This is a genomic window from Aliiglaciecola sp. CAU 1673, assembly GCF_029223185.1.
Taxonomy (GTDB): Bacteria; Pseudomonadota; Gammaproteobacteria; order Enterobacterales; family Alteromonadaceae; genus Bowmanella.
This window is the reverse complement of record NZ_JARHUG010000001.1, coordinates 169,102-189,755: the sequence shown is the minus strand read 5'-3', so window position 1 is coordinate 189,755 and position 20,654 is coordinate 169,102. Positions and strand designations below refer to the sequence as shown.

The following is a 20,654-nucleotide window of genomic DNA, read 5'->3' as shown; positions in this document are numbered from 1 at the left end:
GATGAACACCATTTTAACCTTATTCGACCGCAGCCTCACACTTCGCCGCTATCCGGCCCATCTGCAGGATAAGAACGAGCAGGCCTGGGATGCCGCCGATGAACTGCTGATCGGCGAGTTGCAGGATGCCCCGGCCCCATCATTAGGAAAAGTGTGGATCTTGAATGACGATTGCGGCGCGCTGACCAGTTATTTTTCGCACTTCGAGCCAATTTGGATCGGTGACTCCAAAGTGTCGCAGCTGGCTTGTGAGCAAAACCTGGCGCTAAACCACATTGCGCCAGCACAAGTCACCTTTTATGACAGCCTGCATTGCCCGGACGATAAGCCGGACTGGGTGCTGATTAAAATCCCCAAGACCCTGGCGTTACTTGAGCATCAATTGCAAATGCTACAAAGCAAAGTGAATGACAACACGCGGGTGGTCGCGTCCGGTAAGGTACAGCTTATTCAAAAATCCACTCTTACACTGTTTGAAAAGTACTTAGGTCCCACCAAGACCTCCCTGGCCAAGAAAAAAGCCAGGCTGGTGTTTTGCACACCACAGGCCCACAGCCCTCTGCCCTCGACCTTCCCCACCAGTTGGCCATTGGCTGGAACGCCCTTTGTTATTCACAACCACGCTAATGTGTTTGCCCGTCAGCAATTGGATATCGGTGCCCGTTTTCTGCTGGAGCATATGCCCGATTGCCAGGGCAAAAAGGTCATCGATTTAGGCTGTGGAAACGGCGTATTGGGCTTGTCTATCCTGCAACGCTTTGCCGAGGCACAGGTAATCTTTGTGGACGAATCCTTTATGGCGGTGGAAAGCGCCAGACTCAATGTGCAATCGAATCTGCCAGAGAGAATGAAAGACTGTGAATTTGTGGTCAGCAATTGCCTTGAACAGCTGAATGATTCAGTGGCCAGAACCATCGACCTGGTGCTGTGCAATCCGCCTTTTCATCAACAAAATCGTATTACCGATCATATTGCCTGGCAGATGTTTAATGATGCCAAACAGGCCCTTAAACCTGGTGGTGAGCTATGTATTGTCGGCAACCGCCACCTGGACTACTTTCAAAAACTAAAGCGTTTGTTTGGCGGCTGTCGCCTGGTTGCGGGCAACGCCAAATTCAGTATTCTATCGGCCAGCAAACGATAAGCGGAGCTAACTTTATGAAATGGTTGACCATCACCCTCATGTTCCTGGCAAGCCAGGTACTGGCCGCAGCCGCCGACGGCAGCAAAATTCAGCCTGATAATCTGTTCCCCAGGGTAAAACTGGAAACTACCATGGGCGATATTGTGGTGGAACTGGATCGCGCCAAAGCCCCGATTACCAGCAATAATTTTCTGCTCTATGTGGACAAAAGAGCCTATGAAAACACCATTTTTCACCGCGTCATCAAAGACTTTGTGGTGCAAGGCGGCGGCTATGACAAGGAATTCAACACCCAGCCGGTGATGGGTACCATTTTTAACGAATCCGGAAACGGCAATAAAAACGGCATGTATACCATCGCCATGGCCAGGGAAAACGATCCCCACTCGGCTGGCCGTCAGTTCTTCTTTAATATGCAGGACAATCCCAGCCTCGATCCGGGCCGTAACTGGGGCTACGCCGTATTTGGCATGGTAGCGGAAGGCATGGATGTACTGGACAAGATTGCCGCCGTGGAAACCCATATCGACCCGACCTTTGGTTGGTCAGATGTGCCGGTAGAGCCTGTTGTGATTAAAAAGGCGACTATCTTGCCGCAGCAGTTTTGATGCACGATTGTAGATAGGGATTCCCGCATGTCGTTAGCGGGAATCTTCGTACTGACCCCCAACTACTCTCCCCGAGTCTTCTTAATCATCTCGTAAGCGGCCTGGATATCCTGGGCTTTAGCCTTGGCAATTTCCATGGCTTGTTTAGGTAAGCCTTTTGATACCAACTTATCGGGGTGGTGCTCGCTCATCAGCTTGCGGTACGTTTTCTTGATGGTGGCCATATCATCGGTCTTTTTTGCGCCAAGAATTTTGTAGGCGTCATCCAGGCTGTTGGCTTCGGTATAGGCGGGTCTGCTGCGCCCCTGACTGCTCTGCTGGCGTCGCCCCCGGGTGCGAAAACGCATTTCTGCTTCATAAACAGAGAGTAAATACTGCAGCTCATGGCGGCGAAAGCCTAAATGGGCAGCGGCATTCTCCAACACCCTGTGTTCGGCACTGTCGAGACTGCCATCCACATAGGCGGCCTGGATCAGGATCTCCAGAAACACCTGCATGATGTCACGGCGTCCGTGACAGGATTGGCGAAATTCCATCAGCGTCTCTTTAAGCGGGAAATCTGCCGCTTTGCCCTCGCGAAAGGCTTGTTGCGCCTCTAATCGGGTATCACCAGAGAGACCCATCTGGTCCATCAAGGAGGTGGCCATTTGGATTTCTTCTTTGGTGACCTGGCCGCTGGCTTTGGCCACATGGCCCATGCTGGAGAACAGGGCATGGAAGAAGACGGCCTGGCGCTGGAAATCATCACCCTGGCCGAAAAACCGCCCAAAACCGCCCAGTTGGTCGAAGTTCTGGCTGTAACCGCGGTCAAACAGATGTCCAACAATAAATCCCAGAATCGCGCCGGGAATACGGCCAAACATAAAACCGAAAAACGTACCCAGTACTTTGCCCCAAATTGGCATGCCGTTGTGATCCTTAACCCAATCGCTGAATGACCATTCCCCTTTAGCGAAAAACCATCGGGAAACAATTGACCGGAACTATAACCAAAGGCTTACATGAAAAGAAGCACAGCGCATGTTGATAAGTTCATTGCCAATCACCCTACTGCCACTTTGCCGTTTTTTGTTTCGGATTTTCACTGCCGCCGGCTGCATTTTTGGGCAAGCCCTGATAGCTTGGTGAATACAGGGAAATAGGGCGGCCATCAGCCCTTGCTCAGGAACAGGATAAAATATGGGAACTTTGCTGGTAAATCTGGTCGAAACCCTTAAAATTGCCCAACTGTCCGGCCAGTTCCAACCCCATAAGAATACTAAACATTTCCTGATGAATTTACGGCGCGCAATTACACTTTCATTTTGGCTATTTCCATGCGTCACCATGGCGCAGCAACCCATTTGCCTGGCGCCGGTTGAAAATGTCTTTGAGCCCATGACCGATATGGGTGACAACATTATGGTCAAAGCCCAAAAAGCTGAAATCCAGCAGGACACTCAAGCATCCTTCTCCGGCAATGTGGAAATAAATAGCAGCAGCGCCAGAATCAAGGCCCAGCAGGCCAAAATTGACAAAGATGCGGGGCAACTGACAGCCAGCGGGAAAATTGGCTACCTTGATCAGCAAATCCGGGTGGACAGCGAAGATATTCTGCTCGATTTCAAATCTGGTGAATTAAACATGCAGGAAACCCAATACCGCATGCTTAATTTCAATGGCCGCGGCCAAGCCGGCAATATCAATATTAATGGCGACAATGGCATAAGTCTTAATGATCTCAGCTTTACCACCTGCCCCAAGGGCGCCGAGGACTGGCGTATTGAAGCCAGTAGCCTGACCATAGAGCCCGGCGATATGTGGGGAACCGTGCGCCATACCCGGTTCTATTTGGGCGATGTGCCGGTGATGTATCTGCCGTACTTTAAATTTCCGGTTACCGATCAACGCCAGACCGGCCTGCTTTTTCCGGAGGTGTCTACCTCCGACAGGGTCGGGGTGAGCTATGCCCAGCCCTTCTACTGGAACCTGGCGCCCAACTATGACGCCACTATCACCCCCAGATTGATGACCGATCGCGGCGTGCAGCTGCAAACAGAATTCCGTTATCTGACTGAAGCCCACCGGGGACAAGTGGATCTGGAATATCTGGACGCAGACAGCCGCTATGAATTTGACGATGCGCGTTATTTTTATCGCCTGCAACACTTGGGCGAGCTGGATGAAAACTGGCAGGTCAGCGCCGATTACAACGGCTTGAGTGACGATAACTACATCGTCGATTTGGGCTCTGACTATTACAGTCGCGCCGACACTCACCTGTATCAGAATGTGGGTCTGAATTATTTCTCTAACCAGCTCAACTTCAGCGCCGAAATCCGTGATTTTGAAATCATCGGCAATCATCCAAACAGCTATCGGGCCATCCCTGAGCTGCGTCTGCAATACCGCCAGCCGCTGTTGAGCCATTTCAAGTTCAGCTTTAACTCAGAACTGGCCTACTTCGACAACGGCGATATTAACAGCCCAACAGCAACCCGCTTTCACGTGGCGCCCACCCTGAGCCTGCCTCTGGCCAACGCCTGGGGGGAATTGGTGGCAGAAACCAGCTTGCTGCAAACCTTCTACTGGCAGGATGTACCTGAGGCGTCGTTACTGTCTGAAACGGTCAGCCGCACCATTGGCCAGGGCCGCCTCTACGGCGCCATTAATCTGGAAAGACAGACCCGCTTTTTTGGCGAAGAGATGACCCAAACTCTGGAGCCCAAGTTCCAATATCTCTACACCACTTACGAAAATCAGGACGATATTGGTCTGTATGATACCAACCGGTTGCTTAACGACTATATCGGCCTGTTCAGAGGACAGGAGTTTACCGGTTTGGATCGCATCAGCGATTCCAATCATCTGACCTTGGGGGTAGCCACCCGCTTTGTAGATCAAAGCAACCGGGAACAATTACGCTTAAGCGTGGGTCAGATATTCTATTTTTCCGATAGTGAGTTGACTGAGAATGAGCGTAATTCAGACCGTTCAGCGCTGGCGGCCGAAGTGGACTGGCGACTGAGCAGTAAATGGTTCTTGCACTCTGAAGTTCAGCTCTCCAGTTCCAACCAGAAGGTAGATCGCAGTAACCTGTCTTTGGACTACCAAATTGGTCCCAATCGTCTGGTACAAATAAACCACCGCTATGTCAGAGATATCTCCGGTGAACAGATAGACCAGTTTGGCCTTACCGCCAGTTGGCCCATCGCGGATCGCTGGCAATGGGTGGGGCGCTGGTATGAGGATGTGAAGGGGAATCGTAGCATTGAGACCTTTACCGGTATTCAGTATGAGTCTTGCTGCTGGGCCATTCAACTGGTTGCACAGCGAAACCTGAGTAATAGATTCGATGCCTTAGGTGAACGTTCGGAAAATGAATTTGAATCCGGTATTGCCTTACAGTTTGTGTTAAAAGGCTTGGGTGGCAGCAGAAATGCCCGCTCAATACTTAACCAGGGCTTGTTTGGATATCGCCAACCTTATTTCTTAAACAATTGATGATGTGTGATTGCTAACTATGAAATTGAAATTCCTTTGTTGTTCCTTCTTGCTACTACTAAGTGCTGGCCTTTCGGCGAATACTGTTGAATTGGATAAGGTTGCGGTCATCGTTGATCAAGGCGTAGTCCTGGAGAGCGAAATCAATGAAATGCTTGAAGGCGTCAAGCGTAATGCGCTGAAGTCCGGGCAAGAACTGCCTTCCGAACGCGCCCTGCGCACACAGGTTATCGAGCGCCTGATCCTGACCAACTTGCAGCTACAAATGGCTGAGCGTATGGGCATCCAAATCAGCGATCCACAGTTGGAACAAACCATTGCCAATATTGCTCAGGGTGATGGCATGAGCAAAGAACAGCTGCGCGAAAAGCTTACTAAAGAAGGCGTCAGCTACGACAGCTACCGTGAAGAAGTACGTCGCGAACTGATTATGGGTGAGGTACGTCGTGCCAATGTACGTCGTCGTGTTTATATCACCCCGCAAGAAGTGGAGAGCCTGGTTAGCCTGATGGAAGAACAAGGCATGCAGCAAGCGGAGTATCACTTGGGTCATATCCTGATTGGTTTCCCGGCACAGCCCACTGACGCCGATATTGACGCCACCCGTGAACGTGCAGACAAAGTTATCGAACTGCTGAACGGCGGCTCAGACTTTTCCAAGATCGCCATTGCCTCATCTTCGGGCGCAAAAGCCCTGGAAGGGGGTGATATGGGCTGGATGAATATCAACGCCATGCCTACGCTGTTCGCCGAAGCGGTACAGGGAAAGAAAAAGGGAGATTTGATCGGTCCTATCCGCAGCGGCGCCGGGTTCCATATTCTTACTATTTTTGATACCCGTGGTCTGCAAACCGTTGAAGTCACCGAAGTGAACTCCCGTCATATTCTGATCAAACCCTCAGTCATTCTCAGCGAGGAAAAAGCCGAACAGATGCTCAAAGACTTCCGCGAAAAGCTGATCAAGGGCGAGGCCGACTTTGCCAAGTTGGCCAAAGACAACTCAGCCGACCCAGGCTCTGCGCTTAAAGGCGGTGAATTGGGCTGGGCCGATCCAACTATCTACGTCCCCGCGTTCAGGGATATCTTAAACAACCTGGAAAAAGACGAATACAGCCAACCTTTTCGCAGTCAGCTTGGCTGGCACTTGGTGCAACTGCTGGACCGTCGGGTAGGCGATGCCACAGAGAAGCTGCAAGAAGATAAAGCCTATCAGTTGTTGTTCAGTCGTAAATTTGCCGAAGAAGCAGACAACTGGATGCGTGAAATGCGCGACCAGGCTTATATCGAAGTGCTGGAGCAACAGCAATAAATGCCGCCGATTCGTATTGCCATTACCCCAGGTGAGCCTGCCGGGATAGGTCCAGACCTCACCCTGGCCTTACTGCAGCGAAGCTGGCCTGCCCAGCTTGTGCTATTTGCCGACGGCAATATGCTCAAACAACGGGCTGCCCTTTTAAATCTGCCACTGGAATTGGTGGACTACGATGCCAATGATCAACGCCTGTTGGGAAAGGGACAGGCGTTTTTGGTAAATATCCCAGCCGATACTGCGGTTGAAGCTGGCAAGCTGGACGCTGCTAATGGCCGCTACGTAGTAGAAACTTTGCGCCAAGCCAGCGAAAAGAATATCAGTGGCGAATTTGATGCGGTGGTAACAGGCCCGGTTAACAAAGGCATTATCAACCAAGCAGGCGTGTCGTTCAGCGGCCACACCGAGTATTTCGCTCAGCAATCCAATACCCCAGATGTGGTGATGATGCTGGCGACCGAAGGTCTTCGCGTGGTACTGGCCACGACACATATTCCTCTGGCTTACGTGGCTAAAGCCATTACCAGAGAGCGGCTGCACAAGGTGATCCATATCGTGAATACCGATTTGAAACTCAAATTCGGTATCAAAAAGCCCAAGATCTTTGTTTGCGGCCTCAATCCCCATGCCGGTGAAGGCGGCCATATCGGCAAGGAAGAACTGTTAGTGATGATCCCGGCCCTGGAAGAGCTGCGTCAGGAAGGGATCAACCTGATTGGACCGCTGCCAGCGGATACCATTTTTCAGCCTAAATATTTGAAAGAAGCGGACGCGGTGTTGGCCATGTATCACGATCAGGGCTTGCCGGTACTCAAATACAAAGGATTCGGTGCGTCGGTGAATATCACTCTGGGTTTACCCTTTATTCGCACATCGGTAGACCATGGCACAGCGCTGGATTTGGCCGGTAGTGGACAGGCTGACGCCGGAAGCTTTGTATTGGCATTAGAAAAAGCCATTGAAATGGCCGGAATAGCAAGATGAGTAAACAACACTTAGGTCATACGGCACGCAAACGATTCGGCCAAAACTTTCTGCATGACCCCTATATTATCGGCAAGATAGTCGATGCCATTGGCCCTAAGCCCGGACAGAACCTGGTGGAAATCGGTCCGGGATTGGCTGCACTGACCGAGCCGGTGTGTGACATGGTAGACAAACTGACCGTTGTGGAACTGGACAGGGATCTCGCCGCCAGATTACGCAGCCACCCGTTTTTAGGACCCAAGCTGAATGTGGTCGAAGCCGATGCCATGCGCTTTGATTTCACTACCCTTATCAACGATGAACGCCCGCTGCGGGTGTTTGGCAACCTGCCATACAATATTTCCACGCCCTTGATGTTTCATCTGTTCGAGTTTGCCGGGCAGATCCAAGACATGCATTTTATGCTGCAAAAAGAAGTGGTAGAGCGTTTGGCTGCCGGTCCTGGAAGCAAAGACTATGGCAAGCTGTCAGTGATGGCACAGTATCACTGCCAGGTCATTCCGGTGCTCAGTGTGCCGCCGGGCGCCTTTAAGCCGGCCCCTAAAGTGGATTCAGCGGTAGTAAGGTTAGTTCCCTACAAGAATAAGCCTGTGGAAGTCGCCGATGCCGGTCTGCTCAATCAAGTCTGCGCCACCGCCTTTAATCAGCGTCGAAAGACCATTCGCAACAGCCTTAAATCACTGCTGAGTGAAGAAGAGATCCAATCGGTTGGGCTTAACCCCGAGCTTCGGGCTGAAAATCTGTCGTTGTCGGATTATGCCGCGCTGACCAATCTGGCCGCCAAAAAGGGTGAGTAACAGCATGTCTGAGGCTGACATCAAGCAAGCTATCAAGGTCGAAGTGGAGACCAACTTTCTGCCAGGCAGTTCTACTCGCGACAAATTCGCTTTTGCTTACCACATCACCATCAAAAACCAGGGGGATGAGGGGGTACAGCTACTCAGCAGATACTGGCTTATCACCGATGGCAACGGCAATAAGATGGAAGTCTCCGGTGAGGGGGTTGTGGGCAAACAACCGGTGATCATGCCTGGCGAAAACTACCAATACAGCAGTGGCGCCATGCTCGAAACCCCTGTGGGCACCATGCAAGGATTTTACACCATGGAAAGATTGGATGGCGGCCAGTTCAACGCTGCAATTCCAATCTTTAGCCTGGCTGTCCCGCACTTGGTTAACTAAACCACCATGGCCACTTATGTCGTTGGCGACATCCAGGGCTGCTATGACGGGCTATGCAAATTGCTCGACAAAGTCCGTTTTGAACCCGGTATCGACAAACTTTGGGCAGTTGGCGATTTGATTGGCCGCGGACCAGATGCCCTGCAAACTCTTGGTTTTCTGTATGGCCTTGAAGACAGCTTCAGCACGGTTCTTGGCAATCATGATCTGCATTTTCTGGCTGTTTATGCCGGCATAAAGGCGCCCAAAGCGGCCGATAAGTTTGACCAGCTGCTTGGCTCTGCAAAATGCCGGCAATATGCCGACTGGCTGCGCGCGCAACCGCTGGCTGTATGGATTAATAAGCAGACGTTTTTAAGTCATGCCGGACTCTATCCGTTATGGACGCCGGATCAAGCTATAGCGTTATCCAAAGAAGTTGGCGATATGCTGAATGGTCCCAACTGGAAAACACTCCTAGCACAAATGTATGGCAGCGAGCCTCAAGCCTGGCAAGAGGGACTGCAGGGCAAAGAGCGCCTGATCTTTATCATTAATGCTCTTACCAGAATGCGTTACGTGGACAAAGACGGACGACTGGATCTAAAAGTGAAATCCCCGCCAGCAGAGGCACCTATCAACCTCATTCCCTGGTTTGCTCATCCTGCGCTCCCCCTTTGCTCCCCGCTAAAAGTACTTTTTGGCCACTGGGCATCACTGGAAGGCAATAGCAGTAATCCACATTGCATCGCACTGGATACGGGCTACATTTGGGGAGGCGCCTTGACGGCATTGCATCTGGAGTCTGGTGATCGCATCCAGATAAAAGGTTTTCAGTAAGTCACAGGGAATTTGGGGCGCACGCGCCATTTGTGTAACTCAAACTGCTGGCGAGTAGTCAGTCTCAAGGAAAAAACTGCCATAAAAGACGACATAACTCCTAAAAGATACAATAACTTAGTCACCTATACTGGTCATGACAGTGGTATTATTACGAATTGTCTCTGGTTTTTAGTTAAAGCCCGTTGCAGAATTGTTGCAATGTGAGGTCCCGGGAAAGAGTGGAGTGTCAATGAAACTAACTGTTGCAATGCGCGTTATCGGTGGTTTTGCCATCATTACGCTGCTCTTATTTATCGTCAGTATCTCTTCATTGCTCAATTTAGATAGCGTGAGTAGTAAAACAGATGAAGTTAACAATCTGGCCATACCCACCTTACAAGGCAGCACTGGACTCAAAGTGGCTTTCGTGAGTATGGGTAGAGCGACGGTTGAAGCCTACTACGAAACTGAATTAGACAATCTTGCTTCCTTGCAGACAAAGTTTGACGCCAGCAGAACCAGTTTTGATCAGACACTTGAGACCTTGCAGGGTACAGTTGCTGAACAGGCTGAGTTGAAAGCAACCCTGAACAAAGTCGAAAAGGTGTATGTCGATTACTTAAAGAACGTCACCAAGATGTTTGATAATCGACGCACCGACCTGGGACTGGCTCGTAAGTTACGCTCACAGATGGGTGATGTAGAAGATAACACCGATGACACTTCTACTATGCTACTGGATTTCTCTGACTTGGATGCTGCCCGAGGCAATGGCGCATTGGCCGCCGCCGCCAAGATTGGCTCCCAACTGGAAACCCGTTTAATGTCTATGGTGACTGTAGGTAACCAATATCTGGGCACCAGGGATTTAACCAAGGCCGAAACCATTGGTAACGAGCTCAAATTAATACTTGCTGATGTAGTCAAGGTGACTGGTGAGATGATAGATGCCGCCAATGACCGCGACAGCAGCGGTATGCTGGAAGAAGTGCAAGGCCTGGTTGAAGACCTGAACAGCACGATAGGCTCTGGTCAGGGTATTTTGGCTAACCAGGTAGCAAGGTTAAAAAGCCAGGATCAGGCTTCTCAAGCCTTAAGTGCATCGGAACAAGACATTGAAGTTGGCATGGTGGAGTTAGATAACCTGCTGAAGCTGGCCAACGCTATCACGGTTCAAGCAAAAACTGATGTTTCCAACGCCGTATCTGGTGGTACCTCCAGCACTATCGTGATCATGCTGATCTCGGCTGTCGCCGCCAGTGCCATCGCCTTCTTCAGCGTGCGCGCTATCACGGTACCGCTGAACAAAGTCAACGAGATGCTCAAAGTGGTCTCCTCCGGCGACCTGACCCGTAAGCTGGATGACAGCTCCAAAGATGAATTCGGCGAGCTCGCCCGCAACTGTAACAACCTGATTGATAGCCTGAAGTCGCTTATCTCCGGTATCAGCTCCAGAGCGACCCAATTAGCGGCCGCATCAGAGCAAACCTCCGCGGTGACCGCGCAAACCACTACCTCTATCCAGCAACAGAAGTCGCAGGTGGGTCAGGTGGCAGCGGCCACTACTGAGATGAACAGCACCTCACAGCTGGTCACACAAAACGCAGAAGATACCCTCAATCAGATTCGTCATGCCGATGCCGAAGCCGAAAAGGTCAAAGTCATCTCCATGGAGAACAAGAAAACTATCATGCAGCTGGCTCAGGAAGTGGAAAGAGCGGCCGAAGTTATCAACAAACTGCATCAGGACAGCGCCAGTATCGGCGGTATCCTGGATGTAATTCGTGGCGTTGCCGACCAGACCAACCTGCTGGCCCTGAACGCTGCCATTGAGGCTGCGCGTGCCGGTGAACAAGGTCGAGGCTTCGCGGTAGTAGCCGACGAAGTAAGGACCCTGGCCAGCCGCACGCAGCAATCGACCCAGGAAATCCACTCAATGATCGAGATGCTGCAAGCTGGCGCCGAGAAGGCGGTAAGCGTGATGCAGCAAGGCAAAATTCAGGCCGAGGCTTGTGTGAATCAAACCGAGAAAGCCACCTCTGCCCTGGATTTGATTACCAACGCCGTACACAAAGCCCATGATGTAAGCAGCCAGATTGAACAATCGGCTCGTGAGCAATACCAGGTATCCCAGGAGATCAGCGAAAAACTGGAAAGCATCGTCGCTATCGCCGAAGAAACGGCTATCGGTGCAGAACAGACTTCCGACTCCAGCCATGAAGTGGCGCGCCTGGCAGATGAGCTGCAAGGCTCCATCCGCACCTTCAGAGTCTAAGGTAAACGCTCAATAAAAAACGCGACCTCGGGTCGCGTTTTTTATGTTTATCTTTTATCTGCTTATCGCCGTTCCAGCGTCCTGAACCACATATTATGGGGGTTATCGCTGTCGGCTGGACGAAACACTTCATCAATCAGCTGCCAATCAGCGGCTTGCTGGTAGTCAGGGAAACAAGTGTCCCCTTCAACGGACAGTTCGATATCAGTCAAATACAAGCGTACTGCCAGAGGCAAAAACGCCTGATAAACAGCCCCCCCACCAATCACCATCAGCTCTTCGCAATCGCCAGCCATGGCCATCGCCTGCTCCGGGCTTTCTGCCTTCTCAATGCCTGCCGCGTTAAAGCCGGGATCGCGACTAATCACGATATTGCGCCTTCCCGGTAAGGGTCTGCCAATGGACTCAAAGGTCTTTCTGCCCATCACCACAGGTTTACCCAAAGTCACAGCTTTAAAGTGCTTCAGATCGGCCGGAAGGTGCCAGGGCATTTGATTGTCAGCGCCAATCACCCTGTCCCTGGCCATTGCGGCAATCATAGCAATCCTCACGCCTTACCTCCGATAGATAACTTCGACACCATCGTCGTCATCTTCATCCCAGTCGTCATCATCGAAATCTTCGTCATAATTTTCGTCGATATCGTCCCAATCATCGGCAGCATCTTCCACCTGACGCTTGGTATCCCATTTAAATTCGGGTTTCTCGGCTTCCAGTTCTTCTTCAGTCGGCGCCGGCAAGGCATCGATAAAGGTCATGATTTCGCGGCACACTTTATCTGTGCCCTGACGCTGGATAGCGGATATCTGAAAATACGGACCTTCCCATTCAAGTTCAGCCAGTACTTTGTCAATCACTTCCTGCAGTTCATCTTCCAACAGCAGATCGGTCTTGTTAAACACCAACCAACGAGGTTTGGCAGCCAGTTTTGGACTGTATTTTTCCAGCTCGTTGATGATGGCTTTGGCATTATATGCAGGATCAGATTGATCTGCAGGCAGTACATCCACCAGGTGCAACAGCACACGACAGCGCTCAAGATGTTTAAGGAACTGAATCCCCAAGCCGGCGCCTTCGGCAGCACCCTCAATCAATCCGGGGATATCGGCAATCACAAAGCTCTTGCTGCTTTCCACACGAACCACGCCGAGGTTGGGCACCAATGTCGTGAAAGGGTAGTCCGCTACTTTGGGCTTGGCTGCCGATACACTGCGAATAAAGGTCGATTTGCCGGCATTGGGCAGGCCGAGCAGGCCTACATCAGCCAGCAGCATTAATTCCAGCTTGAGGTTGCGAATATCGCCAGGGGTACCGTTACTCTTTTGCCGCGGGGCACGGTTGGTACTGCTTTTGTAACGGGTATTGCCTAAGCCATGGAAACCGCCTTTGGCCACCATCAAACGCTGACCATGACGGGTCAGATCGCCCAGCACTTCACCGGTGTCTTCGTCGGTAGCACGAGTTCCCACGGGCACGCGCAGTTCCAGATCGGCGCCACCTTTACCGGAACAGTTACCGCCCTGACCATTCTGGCCACGTTCGGCACGATGAACCCGCTCAAAGCGGTAATCAATCAAGGTGTTAAGGTTTTCATCGGCGAGCAGATAGACGCTGCCACCGTCACCGCCGTCACCGCCGTCGGGACCACCTTTGGGCACATACTTCTCACGGCGGAAACTCACAACGCCATTGCCGCCGTCACCGGCCTCAACACGAATTTCGGCTTCATCAACAAACTTCATAAACGCCCCCGCGAAACACAAGTATCTGCCCAAATGTACCTGACATCTGGAAAACCATCACAAATAGTAGCTAAAAAAAACCCCGCATGGAGCGGGGCTTCTCAAGTTTGCTAAGACGTTGCTTATTCAGCAACGATGCTCACAAACTTGCGGTTCTGAGGACCTTTTACTTCGAACTGTACTTTGCCGTCAGACAAAGCGAACAAAGTGTGATCCTTGCCCAGACCTACGTTAGTGCCGGCGTGGAACTTGGTGCCACGCTGACGCACGATGATGCTGCCAGCCAGAACAGATTCGCCGCCAAAGCGCTTAACACCAAGACGTTTGCTTTCTGAATCACGACCGTTACGAGTACTACCACCCGCCTTTTTGTGTGCCATCTGTCAATACTCCTATTAAGCGCTGATGCCAGTAATTTTGACTTCAGTGAACCACTGACGGTGGCCCATTTGCTTGCGTGAATGCTTACGGCGACGGAATTTCACGATCTTGACCTTATCGCCACGACCATGAGTTACCACTTCAGCAGTAACCTTACCACCAGCCACGAAAGGGGTGCCGATTTTAACGTCGTCACCGCTGCTGACCATCAATACGTTGTCGAATTCGACAGTTTCACCTGGAGCGATCTCAATCTTTTCTAGGCGAACGGTCTGACCTTCAGCCACACGGTGTTGTTTACCACCACTTTGGAAAACCGCGTACATACTATACTCCGCTCATTGCGTCTGCTTGACGCCACAATTCTAAAACAGGGCGCGAATTGTACGTGAAGTGTGCAAACGCCGCAAGAGCAAATCTGAAAAAATCGCGGTCGCTGTTACAGGCCTGTAAGCTAGTGGTGATGGAGCCTGACGGTGGTTAATTCATCAGTGTTAACTCTGTTATTATCTCACAAATCAGAGTTGCTTGGGCATTACTGGAACACAACGTCATTTTCTGTAAAAATGCCGCCAACTTCGACAGGAGCAGCAATAGCCCGATGGATATCCAAACGATCCGCCAATTAGCACAAGAAGATATGCAGGCCGTCAACCTGCTGATTCAGCAACAGGTCAATTCCGAAGTGGCGCTGATCAACCAATTGGGTTTCTATATCGTCAACAGCGGCGGCAAACGTATCCGTCCGATGATCTGCGTACTGGCAGCCCGTGCGCTGGGAATAAAGAACGATCACCATCACACACTGGCGGCGATTATCGAATTCATCCATACCGCCACCCTGTTACATGATGATGTGGTGGATGAATCCACTATGCGCCGTGGCCGCGAGACAGCCAATGAGCTATTTGGCAATCAGGCCAGTGTGCTGGTGGGCGACTTCCTTTATACCCGTTCGTTCCAGATGATGGTAAGCCTTGAGCGTATGCGGGTGATGGAAATTCTGTCTGATGCCACCAACGTGATTGCCGAAGGTGAAGTGTTGCAGTTGATGAACTGTAATGATCCGGATACCAGCGAAGACAGCTATATGCAGGTTATCTACAGCAAAACGGCGAGGTTGTTTGAAGCCGCCACGCAATTGGCAGCGGTGCTTACCGATCAACCTTCGCAAATTGAACTGGCGATGCAGGATTATGGGCGCTATCTGGGTACCGCCTTCCAGTTGGTAGACGATATTCTCGATTACGATGCCGATGCCGAAGAAATGGGTAAAAACGTCGGTGATGATTTGGCTGAGGGCAAACCTACCCTACCCCTGCTGTACGCCATGTGGCATGGCAACGAGGATGAGGCGGCGTTAATCCGTGACGCCATCGAAAACGCCAACGGCTTACCTCACCTTGCCACTATCCATCAGGCAATGAAGCGCACCGGCGCTCTGGAATACACCAAGAAGAAAGCGCATGAAGCAGCTGAGCAGGCGGTGTCAGCGCTAGCTTGCTTGCCAGAGTCTGAATACAAGCAGGCGCTTATTCATCTGGCCCGTATTTCCGTCGAACGCGCCGCTTAAGCAAGACCATAACAAGTCGACTATGTTTAGGGACACCGATGAAGGAGTCCCTCAATGCACCAGCCCCTGCCGATCAAATTGGACAGCACCTCCAATGGTGAGTTTTGTCCTATCCCATTAAGCCCCAGAGAATGCCAGGTTAACCAACAAGCCAGCGAGGAGATAGTTCGGCTAAGCCACTATCTTGGCCAGGACAGACGCCAATTTCTAATATCCAGTTGCGCCGCTGCCGCAACCCTGCTGTGTGCCAATCAGGTCAATGCTGCTCACGGACTTAACGGCGGCTTTTTCGCCCTGCATCAGGATGCCGCGGTTGAGCCTGCTGCTGCCGCGGTGCTGGAAGGAGAAGAGTTTATCTTTGATATTCAGGGGCATTTTGTCGATCCCAATGGTCGTTGGCTCAATCAAGTTCCTGCCGATGCCAAACCATTTTCCGGTATGCCCTACGCGGATTGTCCCTTGGCTGACTTGCCTGGCGATCGCTCCTATTTGCAATGTCTCGGGCCGAAACAATTCGTCAAAGACGTCTTTATGGACAGCGATACCAGCATGATGGTGCTCTCCTTTGTGCCTTCACATCGGGAGCGGGAGCCGTTGACCATTGAGGAAGCCGATGCCACCAGACGCATCGTCGATGAGTTGGAAGGCGAACATCGGCTGTTGCTGCATGGCCGGGTCAATCCCAATCAAACCGGTGATTTAGAGGGCATGGACGAGTTGGCAGAGAAATGGAAAGTCAGCGCCTGGAAGACCTATACCCAATGGGGGCCTGATGGTAAAGGCTTCTATCTGCATGACGAAAAGGTGGGTATTCCTTTTATCGAAAAGGCCAGACAGTTGGGGATCAAAAATATCTGCATCCACAAAGGCATTCCCTTTGGCCGTGAATCTTACGAGCACAGTCTGTGCACCGATATCGGCATCGTGGCCAAGCGTTATCCCGATGTGAACTTTATCATCTACCACAGTGGTTTTGAGCCAGGATTAGAAGAGCAGTCTTTTGCGCCAGGCAAAGGCCGCGCCGGTATCGACAGCCTGGTGCAGTCAATCAGGGACAATGAAGTACAAACTAACAGCAATGTTTATGCAGAACTTGGTTCCACCTGGCGTTTTTTAATGCGCCATCCCGAGCAAGCGGCCCATGCTCTGGGTAAATTATTGCAGGCTGTGGGAGAAGACAACGTGCTGTGGGGTACTGACAGCATCTGGTATGGTTCGCCGCAGGATCAGATCCAGGCCTTCCGAGCTTTTCAGATTAGCGAGGCCTTTCAGGAACAATATGGCTACCCGGCACTGAGCACCTCCCTCAAAACCAAGATTTTAGGTCTTAACGCCTGCAAACCCTATCAGGTTAGCCCTGAGGAAGTGGCCAGACATACAAGTAAAGACAAGGTAGCGCTACACAAAGCTGAACTTCAGGAAAAGACATCACCGCACTTTCAAACCTATGGACCTAAAACCCGACGGGAATTTCTGAACTTATTACGCTGGCAGTCCGGCTAGGCTTGTCTTCCCTGACAAGCCAAGTGCCTCAGTGCTTAAGCGGCCGTCTCAACCCCAGTGCTTCGCTGCAAGGCAGACATCAGAATGCCTTCACTGGATGTCGAAAACTGCAGTTGGGCAAAACGTCCGGCAATAGGTTGCCGTCCCCCTTCTGATGACGCCATTCGCTCCTGATGGGCATCATGTTTCTTCTGAAACATGGACGCCAGGTCAATGCCGTTTTCCTCAGCATAAGACTTCAATGAGTCAGGGGCCTGCTCGGCAAGGGCCTGCGCATCAAACTCACCGCTGTCTGAGGCTTCGCGGATACTCTGCAGGAAATCCCTTATTTCGGGGTCATCTTTCGCCGTGTCCATGAAACCGGACAATCCATCCTTAGGAGGCGGTGGTGGACGTTGTCCCTGCCCTACCTGTCCCATCTGGGCACCTTGCATATAGGCGGCCCCTGACATCGCTTGGATTTGCATTGTTATGCTCCTTTTTTGACACCGCCGGATTGGCGGTACATTAGTGTCAGCAATAGCAGGGCCTAAGTGGGTCAAGATTTGGTAAAGAAAGGTAAAGTATTGGTAAGCTTAAAAGTATTTGGGGTCAGGTCTTGAATTTTGCAGATTTTATGCAAATTTCAAGACCTGACCTCAAAAAATAAAAACCGGCCAGTTGGCCGGTTTTTCAGAGGCGAATGGTATCTCTTAGGCGTTAACGAAATCTTCGCCCAGCTTGATATCACCACGCAGACCTTCCAGCATGCTGTCTTTAGCCTTTTGCTCGAAGTCACTCAGCTTGCCGTAAGGCAGGATTTCTTCCACGCCGTTCTTACCCAAACGCACAGGGTGAGCGAAGAAGCGGGCGTCTGCGCTGTTGGTTTCTACGTAAGTGTATTCCACCACGTTTTCACCACGCATGGCAGCAACCAAAGACAGGCAGAAGCGTGCTGCTGCCTGCCCCATAGACAGGGTTGCTGAACCGCCACCGGCCTTGGCTTCCACCACTTCGGTACCGGCGTTTTGGATGCGGTGAGTCAGTTTGGAGATTTCATCATCGCTGAAGCTCACGCCTTCAACCTGCGACAGCAGAGGCAGAATAGTGGTGCCGGAGTGACCGCCGATTACAGGCACATGCACATTGGCAGGATTCAGACCTTTGAGTTCGGCAACGAAAGTTTCTGCACGGATCACATCCAGGGTGGTCACACCGAACAGCTTATTCTTGTCGTATACGCCCTTGGCTTTCAGGGTTTCTGCGGCAATGGCCACAGTGGTGTTAACCGGGTTGGTGATCACACCGATACAAGCTTTGGGACAGTTGTCAGCAATGGCTTCAATCAGGTTCTTCACGATACCGGCATTAATGTTGAACAAGTCAGAACGATCCATACCAGGCTTACGAGGCACGCCAGCTGGGATCAGTACAATGTCACAACCTGTCAGGGCCGTGGCCAGATCGTCTTTGCCGAAACCCTTTACTTTTACATCGGTAGGGATATGACTCAGATCCACAGCAACACCGGGAACCACGGGCGCTACGTCATACAGAGACAACTCAGAGCCAGCAGGCAGCTGGGTCTTAAGCAATAGGGACAGGGCCTGACCGATACCGCCGGCGGCGCCCAACACTGCAACTTTCATCTTGTTCTCCTTGGGAAATTGGACCAGATTGGTGCTGGCAAAGTCTACTGGCTGGCGCTGTGCATAGCAAGTTCACCCTTGGTCTAGTGTCATTTTTCTGATGGACTTCAAACAGGCTGTTTTGCTTCCAATTGGCGACGATTAGCAGCAAAGTTATTGATTGTCTGAGGATGGCGAGTAAAGTAACGGCCTACTTTCCTAATAACCACACAGAGTAACGAGCACAACGAGCATGGCGAGCAAACAAGACGAACTGATTAAAGCCTTCCGCGAAATCCTTAAAGGCGAGAGTTTTGGCTCTCAGGGAGAAATTGTGGATGCCCTTAAAGAACAGGGATTTGACAATATCAGTCAATCGAAAGTGTCCAGAATGCTCAGTAAGTTCGGTGCGGTGCGCACCCGTAACGCCCGTGGCGAGATGGTTTACTGTTTACCCCCTGAATTGGGCATGCCTACTGCCAAAAGCCCACTCAAACAACTGGTGCTGGATATTATCCATAACAACGTGATGATCATCATTCGTACCAGCCCCGGGGCTGCTCAGTTGATTGCCCGACTGCTGGATTCACTGAGTCCGTCAGATGGCGTGCTGGGCACTATTGCAGGTGACGATACCATTTTTATCGCCCCGGCCGATGTGACGCGTATCGAGGAAACCCGTAAACGGGTTGAAGACTTATTTGAGAATGTGTAAATACCGGTGAGCAGTGAGGTGATATAACCTCACTGCTGATAAAGATCTGTTCATTGAAATTGCAAATCCATCCACACCAGCCGATGGTCTGAAGAAGACTGTCTGTCCTTCACCAATCGATAAAGCTCCTCTCCCTCTTTGGGCCAGAATACCCCACCAGAGTGAATGTCCCACCCGGCTTTGGAAGGCAACACATAATCGGCACGCATACGCCACCCGGCTGTATGACTTTTGCCCCGGGGATTATCCGGCGAATGCAGCTCACCACCTTCGCTAGTGGGGATAAAGTCCCCTGCCACCTTTTCATGACCTATTAAGGCAGAAATGGCCTCTTTATGTGCATTTCCTTCCACGGGATTGGAGTTGAGATCCCCCACAATCACAAAGGTCTCACCAGAAATGCCGCCGCGCTGTCCTTTATCGTCGTACAAATACGCTGCTTGTTCGCCTGCCGACAAATAGTCCACCCAAAAGCGCACTTCATCATGGTTGCGTTTACCGTTTCTATCCTCGGGACCATCGAATACCGGCGGCGTAGGATGGCTGGCCAGCACGTGGATAGTCTTGCCGTTGACCTTTACCGGAATATCCCAATGAGATTTAGACGACAGGCGCATTACTTGCCGGGCTTGCTCGCCATACCAGGGGCGACCATCTTGATGCACCACAGTTTGCATCAGGTTGCCTGGCATATCCTTCCACAGGAAATACTGAAAGGTACGCACATTTTCCTTATCAATGGGGTAACGACTTAGCAGCACCATGCCGTATTGCCCCGGATAGACGCCATAGCCAAAGGCATCATCACCCGTGCCAGAGGCTATACCATCACCGCTTAAATCAACCCCAGAATCTACGCCGGTATTGACTGGCGCAATGTAAAAATACGGATAATCGATGGGTTCGGCATTGTTCTGACTGTGCTGAAGGTAATTTTTAACGAAAGCCAACACGCCTTTTTGCGGGTCGGCGTGATAGTCAAATTCATTAAGCAGCACAATGTCGGGGCGCACTCGCTGGATGATCTCAGCGGTATTACGGATTTGTGGATGTTGGCCGTCGGCCAGTCGCTCGAAGAGTTCATTGCCTGTAGCCTTGGATTCTCTATCCACATAATTGGTGGCTTCCATACTGACATTAAAAGTCGCAATACGTAGCTCGGCCTTTTCAGCGGCGGCTTGACCATAGAAACTGCTTACCAGAGTCAGTGTCATTGCAATGGTTCTTATCATATTTGAACGGCTTAACGGGTTACTGGACAGGTATTATGCGTGAAAGCCGTAACGCTCTCACCAAAAAAGAAAAAAGCCGGCGCTAGGCCGGCTTTATAGGGAGACAGGTTGG

The 20,654-nt window shown here is 51.2% G+C and carries 20 protein-coding genes; 12 read left to right on the top strand and 8 right to left on the bottom strand.

Annotation, left to right across the window (positions count from 1 at the left end):
• The first annotated feature begins 1 nt into the window (after nt 1).
• Nucleotides 2-1,144 carry a methyltransferase gene (locus tag P2G88_RS00785; protein WP_275793910.1) on the top strand — a complete coding sequence of 381 codons (1,143 nt, stop codon included), beginning with the start codon at nt 2-4 and terminating at the stop codon, nt 1,142-1,144.
• A 14-nt stretch (nt 1,145-1,158) separates the two neighbouring features.
• Nucleotides 1,159-1,752: a peptidylprolyl isomerase gene (locus P2G88_RS00780; protein WP_275793692.1), complete on the top strand. Its 594-nt coding sequence runs from the start codon at nt 1,159-1,161 to the stop codon at nt 1,750-1,752.
• A 62-nt stretch (nt 1,753-1,814) separates the two neighbouring features.
• Here P2G88_RS00780 and djlA read toward each other — a convergent pair whose 3' ends face one another.
• Nucleotides 1,815-2,657, bottom strand: a complete 843-nt coding sequence (djlA, locus tag P2G88_RS00775; RefSeq protein ID WP_275793691.1) for a co-chaperone DjlA — start codon at nt 2,655-2,657, stop codon at nt 1,815-1,817.
• A 274-nt stretch (nt 2,658-2,931) separates the two neighbouring features.
• Here djlA and lptD point away from each other — a divergent pair, with 274 nt between their 5' ends.
• The 7 genes from lptD (at nt 2,932) to P2G88_RS00740 (ending at nt 11,789) form a co-directional block, all read left to right on the top strand.
• Entirely contained in the window at nt 2,932-5,235 is a 2,304-nt protein-coding gene (gene lptD / locus P2G88_RS00770; RefSeq protein WP_275793689.1) for an LPS assembly protein LptD, read from the top strand.
• Between the two features lie 25 nt (nt 5,236-5,260).
• A complete protein-coding gene (surA, locus tag P2G88_RS00765; protein ID WP_275793909.1) occupies nt 5,261-6,544 on the top strand; it encodes a peptidylprolyl isomerase SurA in 1,284 nt (427 codons plus the stop codon).
• Complete coding sequence (gene pdxA / locus P2G88_RS00760) at nt 6,545-7,528, top strand: 4-hydroxythreonine-4-phosphate dehydrogenase PdxA (RefSeq protein ID WP_275793688.1); 984 nt, start codon at nt 6,545-6,547, stop codon at nt 7,526-7,528.
• On the top strand, nt 7,525-8,328 hold the full coding sequence (gene rsmA, locus P2G88_RS00755; RefSeq protein ID WP_275793687.1) for a 16S rRNA (adenine(1518)-N(6)/adenine(1519)-N(6))-dimethyltransferase RsmA: 804 nt from the start codon (nt 7,525-7,527) through the stop codon (nt 8,326-8,328). Before pdxA ends, rsmA begins: the two co-directional genes overlap by 4 nt.
• A 4-nt stretch (nt 8,329-8,332) precedes the next feature.
• The gene (gene apaG, locus P2G88_RS00750) at nt 8,333-8,713 is read left to right on the top strand and encodes a Co2+/Mg2+ efflux protein ApaG (RefSeq protein WP_275793686.1); all 381 of its coding nucleotides are present in this window, start codon (nt 8,333-8,335) and stop codon (nt 8,711-8,713) included.
• A gap of 6 nt (nt 8,714-8,719) precedes the next feature.
• Nucleotides 8,720-9,532, top strand: a complete 813-nt coding sequence (locus P2G88_RS00745; protein ID WP_275793685.1) for a symmetrical bis(5'-nucleosyl)-tetraphosphatase — start codon at nt 8,720-8,722, stop codon at nt 9,530-9,532.
• Nucleotides 9,533-9,764: 232 nt separating this feature from the next.
• Nucleotides 9,765-11,789: a methyl-accepting chemotaxis protein gene (locus P2G88_RS00740; RefSeq protein ID WP_275793684.1), complete on the top strand. Its 2,025-nt coding sequence runs from the start codon at nt 9,765-9,767 to the stop codon at nt 11,787-11,789.
• 62 nt (nt 11,790-11,851) lie between these two features.
• On the opposite strand, the gene folA is transcribed toward P2G88_RS00740, so the two are convergent.
• The 4 genes from folA to rplU all read right to left on the bottom strand — a co-directional run bounded on the left by folA (nt 11,852) and on the right by rplU (nt 14,238).
• Complete coding sequence (gene folA / locus P2G88_RS00735) at nt 11,852-12,340, bottom strand: type 3 dihydrofolate reductase (protein ID WP_275793683.1); 489 nt, start codon at nt 12,338-12,340, stop codon at nt 11,852-11,854.
• A 3-nt stretch (nt 12,341-12,343) separates the two neighbouring features.
• Nucleotides 12,344-13,531, bottom strand: a complete 1,188-nt coding sequence (cgtA, locus tag P2G88_RS00730; protein ID WP_275793681.1) for an Obg family GTPase CgtA — start codon at nt 13,529-13,531, stop codon at nt 12,344-12,346.
• Between the two features lie 122 nt (nt 13,532-13,653).
• Nucleotides 13,654-13,911: a 50S ribosomal protein L27 gene (gene rpmA, locus P2G88_RS00725; RefSeq protein ID WP_275793679.1), complete on the bottom strand. Its 258-nt coding sequence runs from the start codon at nt 13,909-13,911 to the stop codon at nt 13,654-13,656.
• A 15-nt stretch (nt 13,912-13,926) separates the two neighbouring features.
• Entirely contained in the window at nt 13,927-14,238 is a 312-nt protein-coding gene (gene rplU, locus P2G88_RS00720; protein WP_275793678.1) for a 50S ribosomal protein L21, read from the bottom strand.
• A 275-nt stretch (nt 14,239-14,513) separates the two neighbouring features.
• On the opposite strand from rplU, the gene ispB reads away from it, so the two are divergent.
• Both ispB and P2G88_RS00710 read left to right on the top strand, forming a co-directional pair.
• Nucleotides 14,514-15,485, top strand: coding sequence for an octaprenyl diphosphate synthase (gene ispB / locus P2G88_RS00715; RefSeq protein ID WP_275793677.1), 972 nt, complete (start codon nt 14,514-14,516; stop codon nt 15,483-15,485).
• A gap of 54 nt (nt 15,486-15,539) precedes the next feature.
• A complete protein-coding gene (locus P2G88_RS00710; protein ID WP_275793676.1) occupies nt 15,540-16,988 on the top strand; it encodes an amidohydrolase family protein in 1,449 nt (482 codons plus the stop codon).
• 35 nt (nt 16,989-17,023) lie between these two features.
• Here P2G88_RS00710 and P2G88_RS00705 read toward each other — a convergent pair whose 3' ends face one another.
• Both P2G88_RS00705 and mdh read right to left on the bottom strand, forming a co-directional pair.
• Complete coding sequence (locus P2G88_RS00705) at nt 17,024-17,455, bottom strand: hypothetical protein (protein WP_275793674.1); 432 nt, start codon at nt 17,453-17,455, stop codon at nt 17,024-17,026.
• A 225-nt stretch (nt 17,456-17,680) separates the two neighbouring features.
• Entirely contained in the window at nt 17,681-18,616 is a 936-nt protein-coding gene (mdh, locus tag P2G88_RS00700; RefSeq protein ID WP_275793671.1) for a malate dehydrogenase, read from the bottom strand.
• Nucleotides 18,617-18,848: 232 nt separating this feature from the next.
• On the opposite strand from mdh, the gene argR reads away from it, so the two are divergent.
• On the top strand, nt 18,849-19,310 hold the full coding sequence (gene argR, locus P2G88_RS00695) for a transcriptional regulator ArgR (RefSeq protein WP_275793670.1): 462 nt from the start codon (nt 18,849-18,851) through the stop codon (nt 19,308-19,310).
• Between the two features lie 50 nt (nt 19,311-19,360).
• On the opposite strand, the gene P2G88_RS00690 is transcribed toward argR, so the two are convergent.
• Nucleotides 19,361-20,524, bottom strand: coding sequence for an endonuclease/exonuclease/phosphatase family protein (locus P2G88_RS00690; protein ID WP_275793668.1), 1,164 nt, complete (start codon nt 20,522-20,524; stop codon nt 19,361-19,363).
• Nucleotides 20,525-20,654 lie beyond the last annotated feature (130 nt).

What these genes read in the sequence shown, in the direction of transcription:
- P2G88_RS00745 (WP_275793685.1), top strand. Translation starts at nt 8,720, where the DNA reads ATGGCCACTTATGTCGTTGGCGACATCCAGGGCTGCTATGACGGGCTA.
- P2G88_RS00740 (WP_275793684.1), top strand. Translation starts at nt 9,765, where the DNA reads ATGAAACTAACTGTTGCAATGCGCGTTATCGGTGGTTTTGCCATCATT.
- rsmA (WP_275793687.1), top strand. Translation starts at nt 7,525, where the DNA reads ATGAGTAAACAACACTTAGGTCATACGGCACGCAAACGATTCGGCCAA.
- apaG (WP_275793686.1), top strand. Translation starts at nt 8,333, where the DNA reads ATGTCTGAGGCTGACATCAAGCAAGCTATCAAGGTCGAAGTGGAGACC.
- P2G88_RS00785 (WP_275793910.1), top strand. Translation starts at nt 2, where the DNA reads ATGAACACCATTTTAACCTTATTCGACCGCAGCCTCACACTTCGCCGC.
- rplU (WP_275793678.1), bottom strand. Translation starts at nt 14,238, where the DNA reads ATGTACGCGGTTTTCCAAAGTGGTGGTAAACAACACCGTGTGGCTGAA.
- rpmA (WP_275793679.1), bottom strand. Translation starts at nt 13,911, where the DNA reads ATGGCACACAAAAAGGCGGGTGGTAGTACTCGTAACGGTCGTGATTCA.
- mdh (WP_275793671.1), bottom strand. Translation starts at nt 18,616, where the DNA reads ATGAAAGTTGCAGTGTTGGGCGCCGCCGGCGGTATCGGTCAGGCCCTG.
- P2G88_RS00780 (WP_275793692.1), top strand. Translation starts at nt 1,159, where the DNA reads ATGAAATGGTTGACCATCACCCTCATGTTCCTGGCAAGCCAGGTACTG.
- djlA (WP_275793691.1), bottom strand. Translation starts at nt 2,657, where the DNA reads ATGCCAATTTGGGGCAAAGTACTGGGTACGTTTTTCGGTTTTATGTTT.
- P2G88_RS00705 (WP_275793674.1), bottom strand. Translation starts at nt 17,455, where the DNA reads ATGCAAATCCAAGCGATGTCAGGGGCCGCCTATATGCAAGGTGCCCAG.
- cgtA (WP_275793681.1), bottom strand. Translation starts at nt 13,531, where the DNA reads ATGAAGTTTGTTGATGAAGCCGAAATTCGTGTTGAGGCCGGTGACGGC.
- pdxA (WP_275793688.1), top strand. Translation starts at nt 6,545, where the DNA reads ATGCCGCCGATTCGTATTGCCATTACCCCAGGTGAGCCTGCCGGGATA.
- P2G88_RS00710 (WP_275793676.1), top strand. Translation starts at nt 15,540, where the DNA reads ATGCACCAGCCCCTGCCGATCAAATTGGACAGCACCTCCAATGGTGAG.
- lptD (WP_275793689.1), top strand. Translation starts at nt 2,932, where the DNA reads ATGGGAACTTTGCTGGTAAATCTGGTCGAAACCCTTAAAATTGCCCAA.
- argR (WP_275793670.1), top strand. Translation starts at nt 18,849, where the DNA reads ATGGCGAGCAAACAAGACGAACTGATTAAAGCCTTCCGCGAAATCCTT.
- ispB (WP_275793677.1), top strand. Translation starts at nt 14,514, where the DNA reads ATGGATATCCAAACGATCCGCCAATTAGCACAAGAAGATATGCAGGCC.
- P2G88_RS00690 (WP_275793668.1), bottom strand. Translation starts at nt 20,524, where the DNA reads ATGACACTGACTCTGGTAAGCAGTTTCTATGGTCAAGCCGCCGCTGAA.